Origin of the sequence: Acaryochloris marina S15 (genome assembly GCF_018336915.1) — a bacterium.
GTDB classification, from domain to species: domain Bacteria; phylum Cyanobacteriota; class Cyanobacteriia; order Thermosynechococcales; family Thermosynechococcaceae; genus Acaryochloris; species Acaryochloris marina_A.
Genome location: NZ_CP064923.1, coordinates 4,036,823 through 4,056,799 on the forward strand (window position 1 = coordinate 4,036,823; position 19,977 = coordinate 4,056,799).

The following is a 19,977-nucleotide window of genomic DNA, read 5'->3' on the forward strand; positions in this document are numbered from 1 at the left end:
TGCTAGACATGAAAAATTCGATGCCGTTGAATGGGAATCACACCCTAATTTCCGGCCTCTATTGGATATTGAGGCCGGAAATAAAGCAAGCGTATTACTGTTGATGGTCTATTCTCAATTTTCATCGATTGCGACTCGATAAAACTCGGAAATTGGCAGATATGAATCGATCTTAAACCAATAGGATGGCGGCTCTGTTCCAGTCTATTTTGGGGTAGCTATGATGGTGGAGTTAAAGTTTGCAGTCTCGCCGCCACATTTATGAGCACTTTTCTGGATCTCACCCAGTTGTCAGCCACATCCCTTGCTCAACTAGATCAAGCCCAGCATTCACGTCAGAAAGTGGCCCATCATCTGGAAGCCATGGCAAACACCTTGTCCACGGCGGAAACAGAAGGGGCCACCGCTTCAGGACCGTTAAGTTTAGCCCCGCAAGTGGAGACCCTTCGCAGTGTGGCGGACAACCTCCAGCAAGGGATTTTTCGGTTGGTGGTGTTAGGTGATTTGAAACGGGGGAAAAGTACGCTCTTAAATTCACTATTAGGGGAGCGATTATTGCCTAGCGATGTCAATCCCTGTACAGCAGTGTTGACGGTGCTCAAATATGGTCCCCAAAAGCAAGTCACCATCCACCATCTTGATGATTCGCCACCGGAGCAGATTGCTTTAGAGGACTTTAAGCAGATCTACACTATTGACCCTGAAGAGGCCAAAGCTTTGGCTTCTAAGGACCAGGCTGCTTTTCCCAATGTTAGTCATGCCGAGATTGAATATCCCCTTCCCTTGTTACAACAAGGTCTAGAGCTGATTGACACCCCAGGATTGAATGATACGGAAGCTCGTAATCAGCTCGTCTTCAATTTTTTGCAGGATTGCCATGCCGTGCTGTTTGTCATGGATGCGACTCAACCCTGCACGTTGGATGAGCGACGGTATTTGCAAAATACCCTGAAGGATCGGGGCATCACCATCTTTTTCTTGATTAATGCCTGGGATAAAGTTCAAAGCAATTTGATTAATCCTGACGATAGTGAGGCACTTGCCTCAGCAGAAGATCGGCTCCGAGGAGTTTTTCACACTCATTTGGCAGACTATTGCCCCCATCAATATGATCAGCGGGTCTTTGAGGTCTCGGGACTAAAGGCGTTGCGTTCTCAACTTCAAAACGACCCCGAAGCCCTAGCCCAGTCAGGCGTGCCAGCCTTTCTAGACAGTTTGTTCAAATTTCTTTCCCAGGATCGAATCCAGTCAGAGCTAGACTATGCCCTACACAAAGCTCAAATGACCCATAAACAAGTTTGGGCTGCGGTATCTCGCCGTTTACCCTTACTGGATGAAGACCTCGATCTCTTGAAGGAAAAACTGGTCTCAGTCCAGTCCGATTTCGAGCAACTGCAATCCATTCGGGATGACTTTCAAACGAAGATTCGCCAAACTCGCGATCAGGAATCCCAGGCCATCGCTGATTCCTTTAAGACTTATATTCTCAACCTAGAAATCACCTTTGACGAAGATTTCGTAGCCGCTCAACCGGATTTGGAGTTTCTGGAGTTTCTAGATAAGAATAATCGAGCGGTGTTTTACACCTCCTTTAAGCGGGCCTTTGAACGCTATATGAATGATCGCTTGGCAGCTTGGGAATTTATCGCCAAACAGGACATTAGCCGGGCCTTTTCTGAACTCAATGAAGCCGCTGACGAATATCGGGTGGCCTATGAACAGGTCGTGGAGGTGATGAATGACAAACTATTGGGAAATCGCTTTTATGCAGCGGGGCATCGCTATGACCCCAAGGAAGTCCAGCTCTGGGCCGATATTCTCAAGGATGTGTTCGAGGCGATTCCTGGCAATATGAATGGTGCCGTTGGCCAGTTCAACATGTTTTGGCAAAGCGTGATGCAAACCGCCCTACTTGTGATTATCTTACAGGTCATCGGCTTGGTATTTTCATCCCTATTTTTGAATATCTTCGCTGTGTTGTTAGTAGGAACCGGCGTTTTTGTTGGGCAAGCAGAATATGTCCGTCAGGAGTTCCTCAAAGCAACCCGTACGGAATTTGCCAAATACCTCCCCCAAATTGCCAATGAGCAATGGGAACCCATTCATCAATCCGTGCAACGGTGCTTCGAAACCTATGAGGTAAAAGTAATTGAGCGGATTAATCAAGATATTGCCAGTCGGCAAGGAGAACTGAATAATCTTGTCGCCCAGAAAGAATCGCATTCTATCCAGGTGGAGCAAGAAAGTCAGCGACTGCAAACCTTAGAAAAATCTCTGGCAGAGATGGTTCAAGAAATGGAAGGAGACTGTCAGCTTAAGAATTGATGCTCTTCATGTAAGGAGCATCTTGCTGATTGATAAGCCCATATCTCTGACCGATATACATCAGGGATATGGGCTATCACGCTGGATCATTCCATCTGCTCTAATACCTCGGCCAACTTGGCAACGGTGCGATCGATATTTTGTAATTTATCTAAGCCAAAGAGGCCAAGCCGAAAGGTTTGAAAGTTGTCGGGTTCATCACAGCGTAGAGGGACACCCGCCGCAATCTGCATCCCGAGGGCCTTAAATTTCTGTCCTATTGCTGGATCATCTGTGTAGCTAACCACAACGCTGGGCGATTGAAATCCTTCAGCCGCGACACTCTTGATGCCTTTACTGGTTAGAAGTGCTCTGACCTTATCCCCTAGCTGTTGTTGCTGAGCACAGACGGTATCGAACCCGCACCCTGCCGTTTCCTGCATCACATCCCGAAATATTCTGAGGCTATCAGTGGGCATGGTGGCGTGATAGGCATGTCCACCTTTTTCATAGGCCTCCATAATCTGCAGCCATTTCAATAGGTCACAGGCAAAGCTACTGCTCGTCGTCGATTCGATCCGCTCTCGCCCCAGAGCACTGAACATCACCAATCCACTACAGGGCGAACTACTCCACCCTTTTTGAGGAGCACTGATCAAAATATCGACACCGCAGGCTTCCATATCGATCCAGATCGTGCCGGAGGCAATGCAATCTAACACGAACAAACCACCCACAGCATGGACTGCTTCAGAGATGGCCTGAAGATAGTCCATCGGCAAGATCATTCCCGAAGACGTTTCCACATGGGGTGCAAATACCAGATCCGGTTTTTCGGCCTGGATTCTAGAAACAACTTCTTCAATGGGGGCAGGGGCAAAAGCTGCATGATCACTGTCATCTACAGGACGAGCCTTGAGCACCGATAATTGGGCAGGTATCTTACCCCTCTCTAAAATTTGACTCCAGCGAAAACTAAACCAACCATTACGAATCACCAAGCATGATTGATCTGTGGCGAACTGTCGAGCAACGGCTTCCATGGCAAAGGTGCCACCCCCCGGAACAATGGCCACGGCCTTGGCATTGTAGACCTGTTTGAGGGTGCCAGAAATATCTGTCATCACCGTTTGGAAGGCTCCAGACATATGATTCAGTGAGCGGTCTGTAAACACTACTGAATATTCCAAAAGTCCTTCTGGATCAATATTAGGCAGTAATCCTGGCATGTTGTCCTCTTCGCAGTTGTGTCTGAATCAATGAATCGGGATGAATGGCGTTAGGGTTTGATATTGCCCCTTAGCTTCTTGAGCTTTCCTCGTTTATTTTTGCTATCGAGCCGCCGTTGTTTGGCACCATAGGAAGTTTTTGTGGGTTTCCGTTTTTTGGGGGTTGTGGTCACACTTTGCAGCAACGTTTGCAGACGGTTCAGGGCATCTTCTCTGTTTTGCTGTTGGGTGCGATGTTGCTGAGCTTTGATAATAATGATGCCTTCTTTGGTGATACGTCTATCGCCCAAGTTGAGGAGACGCTCTTTGAACAGGGGCGATAGGGATGATGCATTGATATCAAATCGGAGATGGATCGCGGACGCCACTTTGTTAACGTTTTGTCCGCCAGCACCTTGAGAACGGATGGGACTCAACTCAATCTCACTGAGAGGTATGGAGGTGCGCTTGGTAATCTTCAACATGAGTGAGTCAGACTAATCTGGGTGCAATAAATATCAGCGATACTCTCCCAGTTTAATCAAGGGCTGTGAGTGGCGATGAATTTCTCTTTTTGGGACTTCGATAGCTGTTTAATTTGATATTCCAACTGCTGGGCTTCGGATCGACTCCCCACGGGTTGTTGATAAACCAGCTGCAATGGGCCTTTTGAGCGCAGAAACTTAGCCCCTTTTTTGCTATGGGAATGCTCATCCAGGCGACGAGCAACGTCTGTCGTCACGCCTGTATACAAGGCCCCATTCCGGGTACGAATGATATAGAGATGCCATTCAGACATAAGGTCTTGTTTGTCGCTCAATGGGCTATGCCCATCATTTTGAAAGAGGGAGATGCGTATCGTAGTTGCAATACGCATTCAACCACAATACCCCTCATAACTTCGCTTTTTTACTGGCGGTTGAAACACCCCTCAAAGCCAAGAAGCCCTGCGTGATCTGGCATACCAATATCAGACCTAGAGATACTGGAGTGCGATCGCACCTCCCCTCAACCAACCCCCTTTCCCCCAGATAACCTCAGCCCTCAGCCAACCCTCTACAGACGATCTCTAGTTTTTAGTGAAGTCGGAATATCCAATTTATATCCTGCATCAAGTTGCGATCTCGGGGGTGGGTTGCTGACTTGTTCGATTGCCATTGGGATAACTGACCAAATGAATTTTGTTGTTGATCTGCAGTGTCATGATTGCTTTGCTGAACATATGAGTAGCGGGTAAGACCTGTTCCTTAGCTACAGTTCTATTCTTTGCAGTAAAAAGAAAAATTCAGCTATCTCACGAAAGCTGAAACTTTTATCCTCTAAGAGTGCTGATATCAAATGTAGATGTTTGGCTTTAGAAGGTAGGCAGGTTAGTAGCCCATTTCATATTGCGAGAAAATTTGCCTTCTAATTATAGTTATGGCATTTGAGGAAAGATCTGTGCTTCATTTCCTATTTGCTTCACCAAATACATCTGACAGGAGTGTTTTCTATTCAATAGAAGATTGGGATAACGTTTGTGAAGGTATTTTGGATATAGCGCTATCTAGCATAAAGGAACTTGAGATATTACTTAGTCTATTGGGAATAAATGACTTTGTGATAGAGAACCTTCCAAATAGCGAATATTTTTCAGGTTTAATTGATATTTCTCAATATAAAATCCCAGAATTCAATGAAACAGACTTTGATCAGTTTTATGAGTTGTGGTTGTCGAAAACAGGACGAGAATCAAACATGGATGAATATGGGCAGCTCATTTTTATCCAGGGGGAGGCTAGAAAATGGAATCAGAGGCCATGCAAGGTGATATTAATTGAAAAGTATTAGCTTGTCTTGAAGAGTGTGATTGGTAAATGCTTGGCGTAATGACTAAAGTCTTTATCGGTAGTAAAAATTTCGAATTTAGCTCGTATAGCAACAGCACAAATCAAGAAATCTGTGTGGGAGCCTTGAATCCCTTTTGAGCGACAGAAATTCGAATATTCTGCAGCAGCTTCATAATCAGAATCCACCAATGGTTCGTTTGGGAAATATTTCAGTTTCTGTCGCAGTTTTTCATATCGGCTTTTATCCGTGTAGCCAGACAACAATTCTTGTCTGATGGCACCAATTATTTTTACTTGATTCTCATCAATGAGTCGGGTGAGTTGTTTAGCTATAGAGGTTTCATCTGCAGAACTACAGCGCAGAGCAATGGACCAAACACAGGTATCAACCAGGATGCCGCTCATTGTCGTCCTTGTTTATAGTCATAATCGGCATCTTGAGGTAATTGGCCAAATAGAGAGATAATTTCACGCTGTTGTCGACGTTGTACAAACTCAGTCAGTGCTTGATTTACGGTCTCTTTTTTGGTGGAAAATCCACCAACTCGCAGGGCCTCTTCGAGCAAGTCAGCATCGATAGAAAGATTGGTAGCCATGGTCAGACTCTAGTTACACATTTATTCACACATTCTATTACACAAGCCAATTAGCAATTACGAGACGTTAAACTTACGCCGATAGTAGAAGATTAAAAATCCAAATCAGATCACAGCATTAATTGAGTTGGTAGGACATCATGAAACGAATACTGTAAACGAGCTATCGAAGTTAAACGTCTAAATTATTGTGAAAGAATTTGGCCCTCAAGTCAGTCGCATTTCAGAGAGGTTGGCAAAGGTTATCCGGCAAAAACCTAATCATGCATTTGGACAAGTCAGTCGCATTTCAGAGAAGTTGGCAAAGGTTATCCGGCAAAAACCTAATCATGCATTTGGAAAAGAAGGACATGGCTTCTCATGCCGAAAACCACTGAAAATGTCTGATGTAGAAAAGTTTGAAACTCAATATGCTGTAGCACTCCCTACCGGCTATCGCACCTTTATCACTCAAGTCGCTAATGGTGGTCTGGGTCCTGCTTATGGCATGTTTTCACTTGATGATGCCTTGAGGTGTCGATTAACATGCTCTCCTCTTGATGAGTTTCCAACAGATATTTTGAAAGTAGCGTTTCAGCATACTTCCCCATACAACCCTGATCAGGACAACGCAGTTATTGCCATGTTTGATCGAGCTGAGACAGGAGACATTACCGAAGCAGAAATTGATAGATACCAACTGTATTTAACTTCAGGCACTCTTACTCTTTGCCATGAAGGGTGTGGGTATTTACATAGATTAGTAGTGAGTGGACCAACCCGTGGGCAAATGTGGCTGGACGGTGAATGTAGTGAGCAGGGATATTACCCTCTTGGTGTCAGTTTTCTGGAGTGGTATGAAAATTGGCTCGATGATGTTATTGCTGGAGGCCCTGGCACTTGGTGGTTTGATGTCTAACCATTTGCTTAAAACAGACATTCGGATTCAGACAGCCTCGGGACACTTTTTACTTCTCTATGCGCCGCTCAACTCAAAGACGTTAACCAACTGCAGTAAATGAGTGCGACTAAACAGCGAGACCTCGTTGCACGCTTAGCCAAAACTGACTCACCGCATGCTCTGCAAAAGGCCCGAAAAATCAGCGAGCCTTGGTTTCGTGCTCAAGCACTGGCTTATATCGCCCGTTATTGCGACCAAGCCCCAACATCGGTCGCTAATCAGGCAGCTAAAGCGGCAGAAGCTTGCGTGGACACTTACCAACAGTGCGCTGTCCGCGCTTGGGAAATCGCCGCACTGGCTGAAAGATCCCATACCAAATCTGCTGCCTCTCGGCTCCAGGCTGTACTATCTAAAGCCCGACAGATAGAACCGCCTTCATCCCGATCCGAGGCGCTTATCTTATTGCTGAGTGCTGCAGCCCACATCAACTCTAATGCGGTCGAAACTGTAGCTAAGATGGTTGTCCGAGTGACTGATTGTCATTCGAATTGGCGTTGCGATCGCGCCACTGTCAACGCAATAGGCATACTTTACCGTTTCAATCCGGAATCTGCTGCTCATCTGTCCCAATCAGTGTCAAACGCAAAACTTAGATCGAAATGCGACAAAATCATCGCAGCTGGCGGGTCATCACCTCGTTCATTTTTCTGGTGACATTAGAGCTATCAGATTTTCTTACGGTGGCACTGTTTAAACTTTTTGCCACTTTTACACCAACAGGGCTCATTCTTTTTCGGCTGGAAGGGCGGTAACCTATCCCCATCGGTGTAAAACCATTTGCCATTTTCTTTGATAAAGCGCGATCGCTCGTGGAGTTGGGCCACAGAGTTCCCTTCTTGGTACACCGCAAAGAACTCAACAACTCCGGTTTTATCTTCAGGTTGTCCAGCTTTAGTGGCAAGTACAGTTAAACCCAGCCAAGTCAGATGATTGGCAGTGGCAGCGATCAATTGTCGGCTATTGGGTTGTCGGTGACTGGGATGCTCGGTATTGAATAGGTAATCGATATTTTTGAGGCAATAGGCAACGTAGCGCGATCTCATCAGTGTCTCAGCGGTGGGGGCAGGGAGCGACCCTTGTAAATAAACACCGCAGCACTGGTTGAATAACTTTTGACTACCGCAGGGGCAAAGACTTGTAGCAGAGCGATCGTCAGAGATCAGCATGATTCAATTTAGGCAGACAACACTAGATTTTCAATTTCATAGGATGTGTGAGGCCAAAGCCGTTCAATATCTTTCATCATAGAAGTCATTGGCTCACCAGCTCTTGCCCTTTGCATTTGAACGGATACTGAGCAAGACTATCAATCTTGGACCTGTGATGATTATCAACATCGCTGACCTTGACTCTTGAGTTTTCGAGGTTAAACCATTGCGATCAATCATGTAGATCTCAAAACTCTAATAAAGCCAAGGCTTCCTCACACCAAACAATTACATCCACTTCATGGCGAATGCCTTGCCGCAGCGTTAGATACTGACATTTTGCTGCCCAAGATAACTGCTCTGGCTCAGCAAAATGCTGCTGCTCAATCTGCCGATAGATCTGCAATTGCTGTTGATGTTCTTGCTGGTAACGACGGAGTTCTGCCAGTAATACCTCAGGCTCTACTAAATCCCCGGCAAACAGCTTCACTAGGATTTCTTCCTTCGTGCGGCTACTTTTACTGGGCTGAGCAATCCACTCGGCCATCTCCGCCTTACCCATTTCAGTCAGGTGATAGCACTTTTTATCAGGACGACCCGTTTGGGGAATCACCTCTCCCGTGATCCACTGTCGCTCCTCTAAACGGTTGAGTTCTCGATAGATCTGCTGATGACTTGCAGACCAGAAATGGCCCACTGACCCATCAAACCGCTTCGCCAACTCATAGCCACTGCAGGCTTGATCCGCCAAGGTTGCCAAAATTGCGTAAGAAAGACTCATATGCACTGATTGACATATTCAAATAATTGCATATAGTAAGAATATGCACTTTGTTGCATATTACATTGTATTTGTTGCCTAGGAGACCCACCCATGATTACCCAGTCTCGTCCTCAACAATCTCCGCAAGCCTGGTATGGCATGTTTGCCCAGGCTGCACCAGAATTTTCTACAACCCAGCTACCTATCTTGTCCGGGGCTATACCCAAAGACCTCAAAGGCTCCCTCTATCGCAATGGACCAGGGCGTCTAGAGCGCGGCGGGCAACGAGTCGGCCATTGGTTCGATGGAGATGGGGCTGTTTTAGCAGTGCATTTCGGTGGTACCCAGGCATCCGGAGTCTATCGCTATGTGCAAACGGCGGGCTACCAGGCCGAAGAACAGGCCGATCAATTCCTGATGGGAGGCTATGGGATGCTAACCGCCGGGTCCCTATGGCGACGATTGCGGCAGGGAGCGACCAAAAATGCAGCCAATACCTCTGTGCTTGCGCTTCCCGATAAGCTCTTGACCTTATGGGAAGGGGGACATCCCCATGCTTTGGACCTAGCCTCTCTAGAAACCCAAGGATTAGATGACTTAGGATTCCTAGCACCGGATCAGTCCTTCTCCGCCCATCCCAAACGTGATCCGCTCAGTGGAGAAATCTCTAACTTTGGGGTTAGCTACGGCAAGCAAGGTCAACTGCATATCTATCGTTGCTCAGCAGAGGGCAAAGTCAAACGTCAAACCCAAATTCCCCTTAAGGGCCTACCGATGATTCACGATTTTGTGATGGCAGGGCCTTACCTGATTTTTTGTATTTCTCCCGTCTCCATGAATCCGTTGCCGTTATTGGCACAGATGAAGAGCTATAGCGATTGCCTCCAATGGAAACCTCAACAAGGCACTCAAATCTTAGTGATTGATCGCGAGTCCCTAGAAGTAGTCAGCCAAGGAGAAGCTGATCCCTGGTATCAATGGCATTTTGGAAATGGCTATATCGATGACCAAGGACACGTGATCATCGATTTCGTCCGCTATGCCGATTTCAGCACGAATCAGTTCCTGAAAGAAGTCGTCAGTGGTCATCCACAAACCCAAGCAGACGGTCAACTCTGGCGACTCCATCTTGATCCCCGAACTGGCAAAGTTTTGGAGACCTATGCCCTGATAGATCGGACAGGTGAGTTTCCCATAGTTGATCCCCACCAGGTCGGACTGGCCCACAGTCATACCTACCTCTCCACTCGCCCCGCATCAGATCCGACCACAGAGCTATTTCGAGAGATTGTCTGTTTCGATCACGCTTCTCATCGACTGAGCAGCATTCAAGTCGGTGAACAAGCCTACTGCAGCGAACCCATCTATGCCCCCGAGCCTGGACAACCTAGACAAGGTTGGATTATCTCTGTGGTCTACCAAGCCGCATCCCATACCAGTGAGGTATGGATTTTGGCTGCAGATCATTTAGAGGATGGTCCTATTTGCCGCTTGGGGTTACCCAGTGTAGTCCCCATGGGATTTCATGGCACCTGGCAACCTAGCCCATACCCCAGCTAAGGAAGAGAAAACCGAAGTACAATGCTACACACCTCAGAATTAATATCTTCACTAAAAGAGTGTGGGATAGTAACTGAGGCCTGCAATACTTCTTCAAGTGCAAATTTGTCTATGCCCAAATTCCCTTTGCGTCGGTCTAAAGCCAAAACGGCCAGTACCGAAGAGACTCCTGGATTAGGCACATTTGCTGGTGTTTATACCCCCTCCCTGCTGACCATCCTAGGCGTCATTATGTACCTACGCTTCGGTTGGGTCGTGGGCAATGTTGGCCTCTTCAATACCCTAGTGATCGTCACCTTAGCCACCTCGATCACTTTTTTAACTGCCCTGTCTATTTCTGCGATCGCAACGGATCAAGTGGTACGTGCAGGGGGAGCCTACTACATGATTAGCCGCTCTCTGGGCATTGAAACCGGAGGTGCAGTCGGGATTCCGCTGTTTTTTGCCCAAGCCGTCTCTGTAGCGCTATACACCATTGGCTTTGCCGAAAGTCTAGTCCGCATTTTCCCCAACCTCAATCAAACCTTAGTGGCAGTCGTGACCACTTTGTTCGTTGCAGGTCTGGCTCTCAAATCGGCTGATATTGCCATCAAAGCCCAGTTCGGAATTATGGCAGCGATTGCAGTATCGCTGGTCTCTTTTGGGTTTGGTCATCCAGTTCCCGTCGAAACAGGGGCAGACGCCATTCCCCAAGCCAAAGGTTTTTGGGAAGTTTTCGCCGTCTTTTTCCCAGCGGTTACCGGGATCATGGCTGGTGTAAGTATGTCAGGAGATTTAAAAGATCCAGCCCGATCGATTCCGAAGGGAACTTTGGCTGCGATTGGAACGGGATATGTGATCTATATGGTGTTGCCAATTCTCCTCACCATGCGGGCAGAACCTAGCACTCTGATGCAAGATCCTTTGGTGATGCGAAGAATTGCCTTTTGGGGCGACGCCATCCTACTCGGGGTCTGGGGGGCAACCCTTTCGAGCGCAATTGGCAGTATCTTAGGTGCACCCCGAGTCTTGCAGGCATTGGCACGCGATCGCATCTTGCCTCGCAGTCTCCGATGGCTGGGAATTGGCAGCGGCCCCAATGACGAACCCCGGCTAGGAACGCTTTTCACCTTAGGAATCGCCTTAGCTGTAGTCTCCATTGGTGACCTGAATTTAATCGCCCCGGTCCTCAGTATGTTTTTCTTGACCACCTATATGGTCCTGAACGTGGCGGCTGGAGTCGAAAGCTTTCTTCAGAGTCCCTCTTTCCGACCCACCTTTCGCATCCACTGGATTTTTTCCTTAATGGGCGCATTCGGCTGTATCGCCGTCATGTTTTTGATCAATGGGTTGGCGACTATTATGGCAGCCCTGATAGTTCTAGCCATTTACCTTTGGCTAGAGCGGCAGCAATTGGAAAGTGCCTGGGGAGATGTGCGGCGAGGGGTGTGGATGACCGTGGTCCGGATGGGACTGTTCCAGCTGGGCAGTACCCCAGACCCTAAAAACTGGCGGCCCCATATTCTAGTGTTATCGGGCGTGCCCACCCGTCGTTGGCATCTGGTTCAGGTAGCCTCTGCCCTCACCCACAATCGTGGACTGATTACGGTATCTAGCGTCCTGCCCGTTAAGGGTAGAGATGTGGCCCAACAAACCACCATGGAATCTATGGTCAAAGACTATCTGGATCGCAAAGGCGTTAAAGCTTTAGTCCGATTTGTCCGCGATAGCGATCCCTTTGCTGGGGCGGAACGTTTAGTCGAAGCGTATGGGCTTGGGGCCTTGGTTCCCAACACAATTCTGTTGGGCAATACGGAAAATGCAACGAGCCGCGATCGCTATTGTCAAATGATCGCCCATTTCCATCAGGCTCAACGGAATGTCGCTATTCTGCGCTATCAAGACACCCACCAAAACCGCTTTCCCAACTTTTGTCGCCGGATTGATGTCTGGTGGGGAGGCTTAAAACAGAATGGCGGGCTCATGCTGATCTTGGCCGACTTACTACGCACCAGTATGGTGTGGCGGCAAACAGAAATTTGGCTCAAGCTCGTGGTGCCCGATCAGTCTGCAGCTCAAGCAGCTCAGCGCAACTTAGATGATGTCGTCAAGCGGCTGCGTATCCGTGCCGTATCACAGGTCATTATTGCCAACGATCGTCCCTTCGCCCAAATCTTAAAATCCTCCTCCAAAGGGGCTGACTTAGTCATTCTTGGGATGGCTCGTCCAGACGAACAATTCAGCGAATATTACGAGAGTTTACAGACTCGAACCATGGGATTGCCCACCACCTTATTTGTGCTGGCGTCTCAAAATTTGGCCTTTGCTGACGTACTGGAGAAGGAATAGCTTTTTCAGTTGAACAGCTTTATATTTTTTACCCTAGTTCTTCCATCGGGGTTCTTGTAGAATGGCGAACTGAGGTGTCAGAAACAGGGTAATTCCGTTCTGCTCATCCCTGTGAACTTTCATTCTCCTTTCCTGTTATGCCCAAGGTTCTCGTCTCAGATCCAATTGACCCCTCCGGCATTGACCTTTTAGGTCAAGTCGCCCAAGTCGATGTTAAGACCAAGCTTTCTCCAGAAGAATTAATCCAAATTATTCCTGAGTACGATGCCCTGATGATTCGGTCGGGCACTCAAGTTACAGAAGCAGTGATTGAAGCAGCCACTCAGCTCAAAATCATTGGTCGAGCTGGTGTGGGTGTCGACAATGTGGATGTACCCACAGCCACCAAAAAAGGGATTGTGGTGGTGAACTCCCCAGAAGGTAACACCATCGCTGCCGCAGAACATGCTTTAGCCTTAATGCTGTCCCTCTCCCGCCATATTCCCGATGCCAACCAGTCCGTTAAAGCGGGCAAATGGGAACGCAAAAAATTTACTGGCGTAGAAGTCTATAAAAAAACCCTGGGCGTTGTCGGACTCGGCAAGATCGGCTCCCACGTCGCCACAGTTGCCCGGGCAATGGGCATGAAGCTGCTAGCCTACGACCCATTTTTATCCCAAGAACGGGCAGAACAGATAGGCTGCCAGCTAGTGGAGTTAGATTTCTTATTCCAAGAATCGGACTACATCACATTGCACCTTCCCAAAACACCAGAAACACAGAATTTAGTCAATGCTGAGACCCTCGGCAAAATGAAGTCCACCGCCCGCATTATCAACTGTGCTCGGGGCGGCATCATTGACGAGGAGGCTCTCGGCAAAGCCCTAGAATCTGGACAAATCGCCGCCGCCGCCTTGGATGTTTATGCCAGTGAACCTTTAGGCGACTCTCCCCTTTGCCACCTAGAGCAAGACATCATCTTGACCCCACACCTAGGGGCATCGACTGAAGAGGCTCAAACCAATGTGGCAGTGGATGTAGCCGAACAAATTCGAGATGTCCTCTTGGGGCTACCCGCCCGTTCAGCCGTGAACATTCCCGGTTTACGTCCTGACGTATTGGAAAAACTCAAGCCTTACATGCTCTTAGCAGAGACCCTGGGCAATCTAGTCGGTCAGCTGGCTGGCGGCCGGATTGAATCGTTAGACGTCCGTCTCCAAGGAGAACTGGCTTCCAATGATAGTCAGCCGATTGTTGTTGCCGCCCTCAAAGGACTGCTATCTCCTGCCTTGAGAGAGCGTGTCAACTATGTGAACGCTGGAATTGAAGCCAAAGATCGCGGTATTCGTGTTGTAGAGACCCGCGATGCTTCAGTCCGAGACTATTCTGGGTCGATTCAACTCTCTGCCAAAGGTCCCTCTGAAACTCGCTCGGTTACAGGCGCCATCTTGGGTGAAGATGAACTACGGATTACCAACATTGATGATTTCCCCATCAATGTTGTCCCTACTCGGCACATGCTGCTGACGGTACACCGGGATATGCCAGGCATTATCGGCCAAATTGGCTCTCAGTTAGGTAGCTTCAACGTCAACATCGCCAGTATGCAGGTGGGTCGTAAGTTGGTGCGAGGTTCTGCCGTCATGGTCCTCAGCCTAGATGATCCTTTACCAGAAGGGGTGCTGTCTGAAATCACGAATGTAGAAGGGATTCGGGATGCCTATATTGTGAATTTGCAGTAATGCCTGATTCTCAAGGCAATCAAAATCAGTCGGTCACTCCTGCGACTTTACCTCCTAGCCAATGGTGGGAAATTAAAGTTGTGGGGGTGCCCCTGATAGATGATCTATTGTTTTGGCGACTACAAGAGGAAGGATGCCAAGGCACAGCGAGTCAAGTGGTCAATCAAGAGCTGACTGTTTGCGGATATCTGTCCCTGGACCGGGTCCAATCGATTGATCTGCAAAAAATTGCCACGCGCTTACATCAGGATGTTCAATCCGTGGGACATCCTGCCCCAGACATTAGCTGGCAGTTAATTACAGAGGAAGATTGGGCCCATAACTGGCGAAACTATTGGCACCCTCAAGAAGTCGGCCATCGGTTACTGATCTATCCAGCTTGGCTAGAAGTGCCAGAGCAGTGTGAACGTCTCTTGATTCGCCTCAATCCTGGAGTTGCCTTTGGCACAGGTGCTCATGCAACCACTCAGCTATGCTTACGAGCCCTAGAACAGCAGATTCAGGAACAATCTAATCCCCTCGCCATCGCTGATATTGGTTGTGGCACCGGTATTCTTTCCATTGCTGCTCTTCTTTTGGGAGCCAACAAAGCCTATGCAGTTGATCTAGATCCGCTCGCCATTGGTGCAACCCAGGCTAGCCGAAAGCTGAATGGCCTTACGTCAGACCAACTATGGGTTACGGAAGGAAGTCTTGACCAAGTGGCACAGCATCTTCAGCATCCAGTCCAAGGGTTTTGCTGCAATATTTTGGCCCATATCATTCTTGACTTAATCCCTCAATTTACTGATATCACTGGCCGGGACAGTTGGGGGATTCTTAGCGGTATTTTAGATACTCAAGCATCCATGATTATTGAGGCCCTACATGCTCATGGCTGGAAAGTTTGCGATATCCATCATGAACAAGACTGGTGCAGCTTGATCATTGAACGAAGCTGAAATACTGACACCCTTATATTTTGTCTTTAAACGCAGCTTCATCCGAGCTGCGTTTCCAATTCTTATCTATCACAGCCTGACTTAGTGGAAATTCGTGAAAAGTGGGACTAATCCTAACTATAGTTTACGAACTAAGGTGGGGCAGCTTGGAAAAATACCTATAGCTTGAGATGCCTCTTCCATTGAAAGGGTGCACTAGCAGATTCTCTTACAGAAACGATCTGGGACCTATTTGTAACTTTCCTCATAGTCTCCAGAAAACACTGTATTCACAACACTAAAAAACCAGACTGTATCGCAGCAAGAATACGGTCAACCTATCGTAGACAATCCTGACTATGCATGACGGCATAAGTTGAATTGACTTGGCAAACCACAGAATCTGATTCTACAGCTACTCTCTCTACCAATGTCTCTCCATTCAAATCACAGGTATTGCTATTACTAGTGGAGAATACAGCGATTTTCAGACACCTGATTTAGATTACTCACGATTTTTCAGATATTTATGTCTTTCTGAGCAATCAGCCACTTAGTATGGGCCTTAACCGACCTAGACAGGAAGTCTATTCCGTGCTCCCAAGCTTAGAGAATTTCGCATTATAAAAAAGCTAAGATCAATCTTTTTTATTTGAGCTAACAGAAAATATTGGTAGTTCTCTTATCTATTTCAAAAGCAGCAAACCTGATTATTAGACTGTTTTTGGTGTACAATATTGCCTCAAACTTATCTTAGAAGGAGTTTAGACCAGAAAACGAGAAAACAAGCAGAAAAGAGATAGAAACTAGTCTTTGATTGGCCTTCCAGTATAATATTTAGACTTTCTCCAGGTCAATATCTAATGAGGTAAAGATAAAAACTTTTTTTCCAATGACTCATATTTTGCTTGAATAAAGAAAGTGATTTATTTTTTTAAGCATGAAGATTAATTAAAAAACAATCAATTCTTATACTTCAAAAATCACTTATTTTACTCTCAATCAGCAATTTTTTACTTATTATCTGTGCAATTAGTCGATTTTCATAGTGATTTATTGGAACATAGAAGCCTAATATCTCTTAGATCCACTAATCATTCTCTACTTGCTTATTTAAGGTAGTTTCTGTTATTTGTCAAATAGAACACAAAACACGAATTATCAAATCCTTATTCTCTATGGCAATATTATAAGTATCATTTTAGATATTTTTCTACGAATCAATTGAGGGATAATATAGAAATGCCTAGTCACACTCTCTTAAAATTCAAAGATCTAAGCATGTAGCCCTCAACTCATAAAAATATCATCTATAAAATCTCCTGCTTGAGTTTAGTAAATTAGAACTGATGTTAATTTTGCAGCCGTATATTCAACAGGCTTTCAATAAAGTAGCAATTACAAGTAGTAAAGTTAAGAAACTCACTCTTGTTAGTTTCTTTAAACACTATATTGGCTTAACTTTATCGAACAAAAAGCTTGAGGGGAATCGACTAACATCAGTTGATGAGCTATGCCAAGAACATCCAAAGCTTATTGCCAATCTATTTGAAAACATTAACCTTGAACATCCTGGCCTAGAGGAAGTCAGAGAATATATCAATAATGGTGACTATACTCAAGCTAGCCATTCATTAATTAAATATTTCCGGAAGAAGCCGGATAAAATAGGCTGGAAGAATTTACTTCCAGAACAAAAATTTAACAAGGATTTAGATGCAGATCACATCTTAAACAATGAATTTATCTTCCAACGTATTAGTGGCATCGTTCCCCAAGACAATGACAGTTTTAACTGGTCTTATCTAGGTTCTAAAGAGGATTCTGAGTGGGCGTGGTTTTTGAACAGGCATTACCATGTTGTCGACCTTTTTCATGCTTATCTAAGAAGTGGAAACTCAGATTATGTTCAATATATTTACCTCAGTATCAGAGATTGGATATTAACTAGCATTGCAGCCCCCAATACACACTACTGGGCTCAATGGCGAGGTCGGGAAGTCGCTTGCCGTATCCTGCACTGGGCTCCCATATTTTATGGTTTGCTGGAGAGTCCAAGCTTTTCAGAAGTCGATCATCTGCTGATGCTCGCGATCTTGCCGGTACATGGCAATTTTCTGCGGCATTGCCACACCTGGGGAGCAAACTGGCTTGCTCGTGAGATGAACGGATTAGCCACTCTAGCAATATGCTGGCCTGAGTTTAAATTCTCCCAATCTTGGTTGACTTACGCCCAATTTCACATGTCCCGTGAGATCAACTTGCAAGTCTATCCGGATGGGAGTCATAAAGAATTAACGAGTCACTACCATCGAGTGACCCTGCTAGATTTCAATAATTTCGCAAAATTAATACAGCTTTCTGGCCACAACTTACCTATTTCTTTTGCCAAAACATTGGAGAGGATGTGGAACTATCTTGCATTTACGATGCGGCCAGATGGCAGTGCCCCCCTCAATAATGATTCGGATCGAGATGAGATCCAAACAGCTGTCCAGAACGAGGGAAAGCTATATAACCGCTCTGATTGGCAATATATTGCATCCAATGGACAAGAAGGAGAATGTCCTCTCTCCCCCTCTATTATCTTTCCTTGGGCAGGCCAAGTGATTATGCGGAGTAGTTGGAAAAAAGATGCCCATTGGGGATTTTTTGATGTGGGTCCCCACGGCATTAATTACCATACCCACAACGATAAATTACACCTTTCTATTGCCGCATTTGGTCGAGATCTCTTAGTAGATAGCGGACGCTATCACTACAAACGAGATCCCTTCTGGCATTATTTTAGGAACTCAGCTAGCCACAATACAATTCTCGTTGATGGTCAGAGCCAAAATCCGGACATCGGTGAAGCACTAAGTCCCGTCGAACAGCAATTTTATTCAACATCAGAGTTTGATTTTGCTTATGGCAAGTTTGATCAAGGGTATCAAGGCGTTGCAGACAAAGTCATACATTCACGATTTCTAGTCTATCTGCGCCATAAGTATTGGATTGTGATTGATCGTGTGTCTGCTAGCTCTGCTCATCAAATTCAAGCACTCTGGCACTTTCATCCTGATTGTGATGTTGAAGTTCAAGGTCCCTCTATCGTCACCACTAATGCTAATTGCGGCAATTTACGAATTGTCCCGACTGATAATCTGTCATGGGATATCGATATTGCCAAAGGTCGTATGCAACCTGTTCAAGGATGGTGGAGTAAAGAATATAACCATAAACAACCTAATCCAACAGTGATCTATTCATCCAATATTTCTACAACAGCAACGTTTGCCTGGATTTTGTGCCCTGCGCTGGGTGTTGTATCGCAACTTGATGTTCAGTATCAATCCATTTCTGAAGATCGGATACAGCTAGAAGTAAAAAATGCGTCTAATCGGATTCAGGTCTCTTTATGTCTAGATGAACAACAAATTCTAAATTCTTTGCCTACCCACCCAGAGGCCATCATTCAAGTTGAAGGCTTGCCCCCTCAAGGGTACTCTCAACATTCAGTAGGCCATATAAAATAAATCTGCTTGATGGCGGCAGGTTCTTCATTCAAACGCTTTTGAGGGCATTGCAACTTATAGACCAGAGGCATGAATTTGGTAGGATATCTCCTCTATCGGCAGGTTATTGATGTCATGGTCATCATACGTTAGTTGTAGCCGACGTTCACCTGCGTAATCTACTAATTTTCCCCCATAAAGTTCTGCTTTTGAGCCAAGGCTCTGGATATGAACTTTCCCTTGAAAAACCGTTGCCCGAGCAAGATAGATCACGAGATCATCTCTTGAAGGCCTATTAACGGTGGTGCTAGCTGTTAAGTGTGCCAGCCCTCTCTCATCCATCTCTTGGGTCAAGGCCATGGAGGTATTGCGAATCCCACGAATGGCTACGATAGCGGATGCAACAGCTAAGGTAATATCTACGCCTTCTTCTGTATAAATTTTTTGGGTGGAAAGGTACTGGAAATTTTTTTCGCCTAAGTCATCCCGAATGCGTCTATGAATCAAGTTATGGGGATGATAGTGACTTAAGGCATCTGCAATGGCTCCACAGGCTGCCCGAGGTTCCCGCCAGGGAGACTCACGGGTTTTACCATAGACTCGTTGCCCGTCTTCTCGTAATCGCCCTACATGGGTTTTGAGATCAATGGCAACTAGCACCATGGATTGAGGATTACCTGCATATAGACGACGGCGGAGGGATTCATCAATTTGATGAGCAACAGTGACATGGGCAAGGGTTGCCCCATTATCCGTCCCTCCACCTGCGGGGAAAAAAGCTTCTAGTTTCAGCTCTCCAATTTCCGATAGGGTTGCAAACCTTGAGGCGACAACGTCTCGATATCGCTTTGTCGCTTCACCTTGATGAATCCGATCACCACAATTGGTATAGGCCAAGGTTGTGACGACACTCGGTAAGCTTAAATCGGCACCGCACACGTTGATATCAGTTTTGCTAGCCGCCGCAAATTGTAGTTCATCTCGGAGTAGCTGCAGCCCATTGATCAGAGCATACCGATCACTGACAATTTCGTTGAGGTAATTGTGATAGGCATTCCTTTCCATGCCAAAATTGGCAGACAGTTGCCAAAATTTTTCTAGTCGCTTTTGAGCAAAACTCGGATCAAATGGCATAGACATCAATGGTTACTTGGCCGTAGTCA

17 protein-coding genes are annotated in these 19,977 nt (G+C 46.3%); 9 read left to right on the forward strand and 8 right to left on the reverse strand.

All coding sequences use genetic code 11. The annotated features are described in order from the left end of the window. The first annotated feature begins 261 nt into the window (after nt 1-261). A complete protein-coding gene (locus I1H34_RS18520) occupies nt 262-2,325 on the forward strand; it encodes a dynamin family protein (protein WP_212662463.1) in 2,064 nt (687 codons plus the stop codon). An 86-nt stretch (nt 2,326-2,411) separates the two neighbouring features. Here I1H34_RS18520 and I1H34_RS18525 read toward each other — a convergent pair whose 3' ends face one another. From I1H34_RS18525 to I1H34_RS18535, 3 genes are read right to left on the reverse strand one after another with little or no spacing between them, the layout of a single operon-like run. Then, nucleotides 2,412-3,533 (reverse strand): aminotransferase class V-fold PLP-dependent enzyme, encoded by a 1,122-nt coding sequence (locus tag I1H34_RS18525; RefSeq protein WP_212662464.1) that lies wholly within the window; start codon nt 3,531-3,533, stop codon nt 2,412-2,414. A gap of 50 nt (nt 3,534-3,583) precedes the next feature. Continuing rightward, the gene (gene arfB / locus I1H34_RS18530) at nt 3,584-3,997 is read right to left on the reverse strand and encodes an alternative ribosome rescue aminoacyl-tRNA hydrolase ArfB (protein WP_212662465.1); all 414 of its coding nucleotides are present in this window, start codon (nt 3,995-3,997) and stop codon (nt 3,584-3,586) included. Between the two features lie 56 nt (nt 3,998-4,053). Then, nucleotides 4,054-4,389 (reverse strand): GIY-YIG nuclease family protein, encoded by a 336-nt coding sequence (locus I1H34_RS18535; protein WP_249369384.1) that lies wholly within the window; start codon nt 4,387-4,389, stop codon nt 4,054-4,056. Nucleotides 4,390-4,931: 542 nt separating this feature from the next. Here I1H34_RS18535 and I1H34_RS18540 point away from each other — a divergent pair. Further along, nucleotides 4,932-5,342, forward strand: a complete 411-nt coding sequence (locus tag I1H34_RS18540) for a hypothetical protein (protein ID WP_212662466.1) — start codon at nt 4,932-4,934, stop codon at nt 5,340-5,342. Here I1H34_RS18540 and vapC read toward each other — a convergent pair. Further along, entirely contained in the window at nt 5,339-5,746 is a 408-nt protein-coding gene (gene vapC / locus I1H34_RS18545; RefSeq protein ID WP_212662467.1) for a type II toxin-antitoxin system VapC family toxin, read from the reverse strand. The genes I1H34_RS18540 and vapC overlap by 4 nt on opposite strands. Then, nucleotides 5,743-5,937, reverse strand: a complete 195-nt coding sequence (locus tag I1H34_RS18550; protein ID WP_212662468.1) for a type II toxin-antitoxin system VapB family antitoxin — start codon at nt 5,935-5,937, stop codon at nt 5,743-5,745. Before I1H34_RS18550 ends, vapC begins: the two co-directional genes overlap by 4 nt. Nucleotides 5,938-6,127: 190 nt before the next feature. Here I1H34_RS18550 and I1H34_RS18555 point away from each other — a divergent pair, with 190 nt between their 5' ends. Further along, nucleotides 6,128-6,835 (forward strand): hypothetical protein, encoded by a 708-nt coding sequence (locus tag I1H34_RS18555; protein WP_212662469.1) that lies wholly within the window; start codon nt 6,128-6,130, stop codon nt 6,833-6,835. 99 nt (nt 6,836-6,934) lie between these two features. Beyond that, nucleotides 6,935-7,531, forward strand: coding sequence for a hypothetical protein (locus tag I1H34_RS18560; protein ID WP_212662470.1), 597 nt, complete (start codon nt 6,935-6,937; stop codon nt 7,529-7,531). Between the two features lie 11 nt (nt 7,532-7,542). On the opposite strand, the gene I1H34_RS18565 is transcribed toward I1H34_RS18560, so the two are convergent. Beyond that, complete coding sequence (locus tag I1H34_RS18565) at nt 7,543-8,043, reverse strand: YchJ family protein (protein ID WP_212662471.1); 501 nt, start codon at nt 8,041-8,043, stop codon at nt 7,543-7,545. A gap of 229 nt (nt 8,044-8,272) precedes the next feature. Next, the gene (locus tag I1H34_RS18570) at nt 8,273-8,806 is read right to left on the reverse strand and encodes a PadR family transcriptional regulator (protein ID WP_212662472.1); all 534 of its coding nucleotides are present in this window, start codon (nt 8,804-8,806) and stop codon (nt 8,273-8,275) included. 93 nt (nt 8,807-8,899) lie between these two features. On the opposite strand from I1H34_RS18570, the gene I1H34_RS18575 reads away from it, so the two are divergent. The 5 genes from I1H34_RS18575 to I1H34_RS18595 all read left to right on the forward strand — a co-directional run bounded on the left by I1H34_RS18575 (nt 8,900) and on the right by I1H34_RS18595 (nt 18,835). Further along, a complete protein-coding gene (locus I1H34_RS18575; protein WP_212662473.1) occupies nt 8,900-10,348 on the forward strand; it encodes a carotenoid oxygenase family protein in 1,449 nt (482 codons plus the stop codon). Nucleotides 10,349-10,459: 111 nt separating this feature from the next. Beyond that, complete coding sequence (locus I1H34_RS18580; protein WP_212662474.1) at nt 10,460-12,676, forward strand: amino acid permease; 2,217 nt, start codon at nt 10,460-10,462, stop codon at nt 12,674-12,676. A gap of 137 nt (nt 12,677-12,813) precedes the next feature. Continuing rightward, nucleotides 12,814-14,397: a phosphoglycerate dehydrogenase gene (gene serA, locus I1H34_RS18585; RefSeq protein ID WP_212662475.1), complete on the forward strand. Its 1,584-nt coding sequence runs from the start codon at nt 12,814-12,816 to the stop codon at nt 14,395-14,397. After that, the gene (prmA, locus tag I1H34_RS18590) at nt 14,397-15,338 is read left to right on the forward strand and encodes a 50S ribosomal protein L11 methyltransferase (RefSeq protein ID WP_212662476.1); all 942 of its coding nucleotides are present in this window, start codon (nt 14,397-14,399) and stop codon (nt 15,336-15,338) included. The genes serA and prmA overlap by 1 nt, the downstream gene beginning before the upstream one ends. 1,328 nt (nt 15,339-16,666) lie before the next feature. Next, entirely contained in the window at nt 16,667-18,835 is a 2,169-nt protein-coding gene (locus tag I1H34_RS18595; RefSeq protein WP_212662477.1) for an alginate lyase family protein, read from the forward strand. A gap of 54 nt (nt 18,836-18,889) precedes the next feature. Here the strand turns inward: I1H34_RS18595 and I1H34_RS18600 are convergent, their stop codons facing one another. Further along, on the reverse strand, nt 18,890-19,954 hold the full coding sequence (locus tag I1H34_RS18600; RefSeq protein ID WP_212662478.1) for a hypothetical protein: 1,065 nt from the start codon (nt 19,952-19,954) through the stop codon (nt 18,890-18,892). Nucleotides 19,955-19,977: the final 23 nt, after the last annotated feature.

Bases quoted from the DNA above. Each gene is read 5' to 3' on its own strand.
- I1H34_RS18525 (WP_212662464.1), bottom strand. From the start codon at position 3,533: ATGCCAGGATTACTGCCTAATATTGATCCAGAAGGACTTTTGGAATAT.
- I1H34_RS18575 (WP_212662473.1), top strand. From the start codon at position 8,900: ATGATTACCCAGTCTCGTCCTCAACAATCTCCGCAAGCCTGGTATGGC.
- I1H34_RS18570 (WP_212662472.1), bottom strand. From the start codon at position 8,806: ATGAGTCTTTCTTACGCAATTTTGGCAACCTTGGCGGATCAAGCCTGC.
- I1H34_RS18535 (WP_249369384.1), bottom strand. From the start codon at position 4,389: ATGCGTATTGCAACTACGATACGCATCTCCCTCTTTCAAAATGATGGG.
- I1H34_RS18595 (WP_212662477.1), top strand. From the start codon at position 16,667: ATGTTAATTTTGCAGCCGTATATTCAACAGGCTTTCAATAAAGTAGCA.
- prmA (WP_212662476.1), top strand. From the start codon at position 14,397: ATGCCTGATTCTCAAGGCAATCAAAATCAGTCGGTCACTCCTGCGACT.
- I1H34_RS18520 (WP_212662463.1), top strand. From the start codon at position 262: ATGAGCACTTTTCTGGATCTCACCCAGTTGTCAGCCACATCCCTTGCT.
- I1H34_RS18540 (WP_212662466.1), top strand. From the start codon at position 4,932: ATGGCATTTGAGGAAAGATCTGTGCTTCATTTCCTATTTGCTTCACCA.
- serA (WP_212662475.1), top strand. From the start codon at position 12,814: ATGCCCAAGGTTCTCGTCTCAGATCCAATTGACCCCTCCGGCATTGAC.
- vapC (WP_212662467.1), bottom strand. From the start codon at position 5,746: ATGAGCGGCATCCTGGTTGATACCTGTGTTTGGTCCATTGCTCTGCGC.
- I1H34_RS18560 (WP_212662470.1), top strand. From the start codon at position 6,935: ATGAGTGCGACTAAACAGCGAGACCTCGTTGCACGCTTAGCCAAAACT.
- I1H34_RS18550 (WP_212662468.1), bottom strand. From the start codon at position 5,937: ATGGCTACCAATCTTTCTATCGATGCTGACTTGCTCGAAGAGGCCCTG.
- I1H34_RS18600 (WP_212662478.1), bottom strand. From the start codon at position 19,954: ATGTCTATGCCATTTGATCCGAGTTTTGCTCAAAAGCGACTAGAAAAA.
- arfB (WP_212662465.1), bottom strand. From the start codon at position 3,997: ATGTTGAAGATTACCAAGCGCACCTCCATACCTCTCAGTGAGATTGAG.
- I1H34_RS18565 (WP_212662471.1), bottom strand. From the start codon at position 8,043: ATGCTGATCTCTGACGATCGCTCTGCTACAAGTCTTTGCCCCTGCGGT.
- I1H34_RS18580 (WP_212662474.1), top strand. From the start codon at position 10,460: ATGCCCAAATTCCCTTTGCGTCGGTCTAAAGCCAAAACGGCCAGTACC.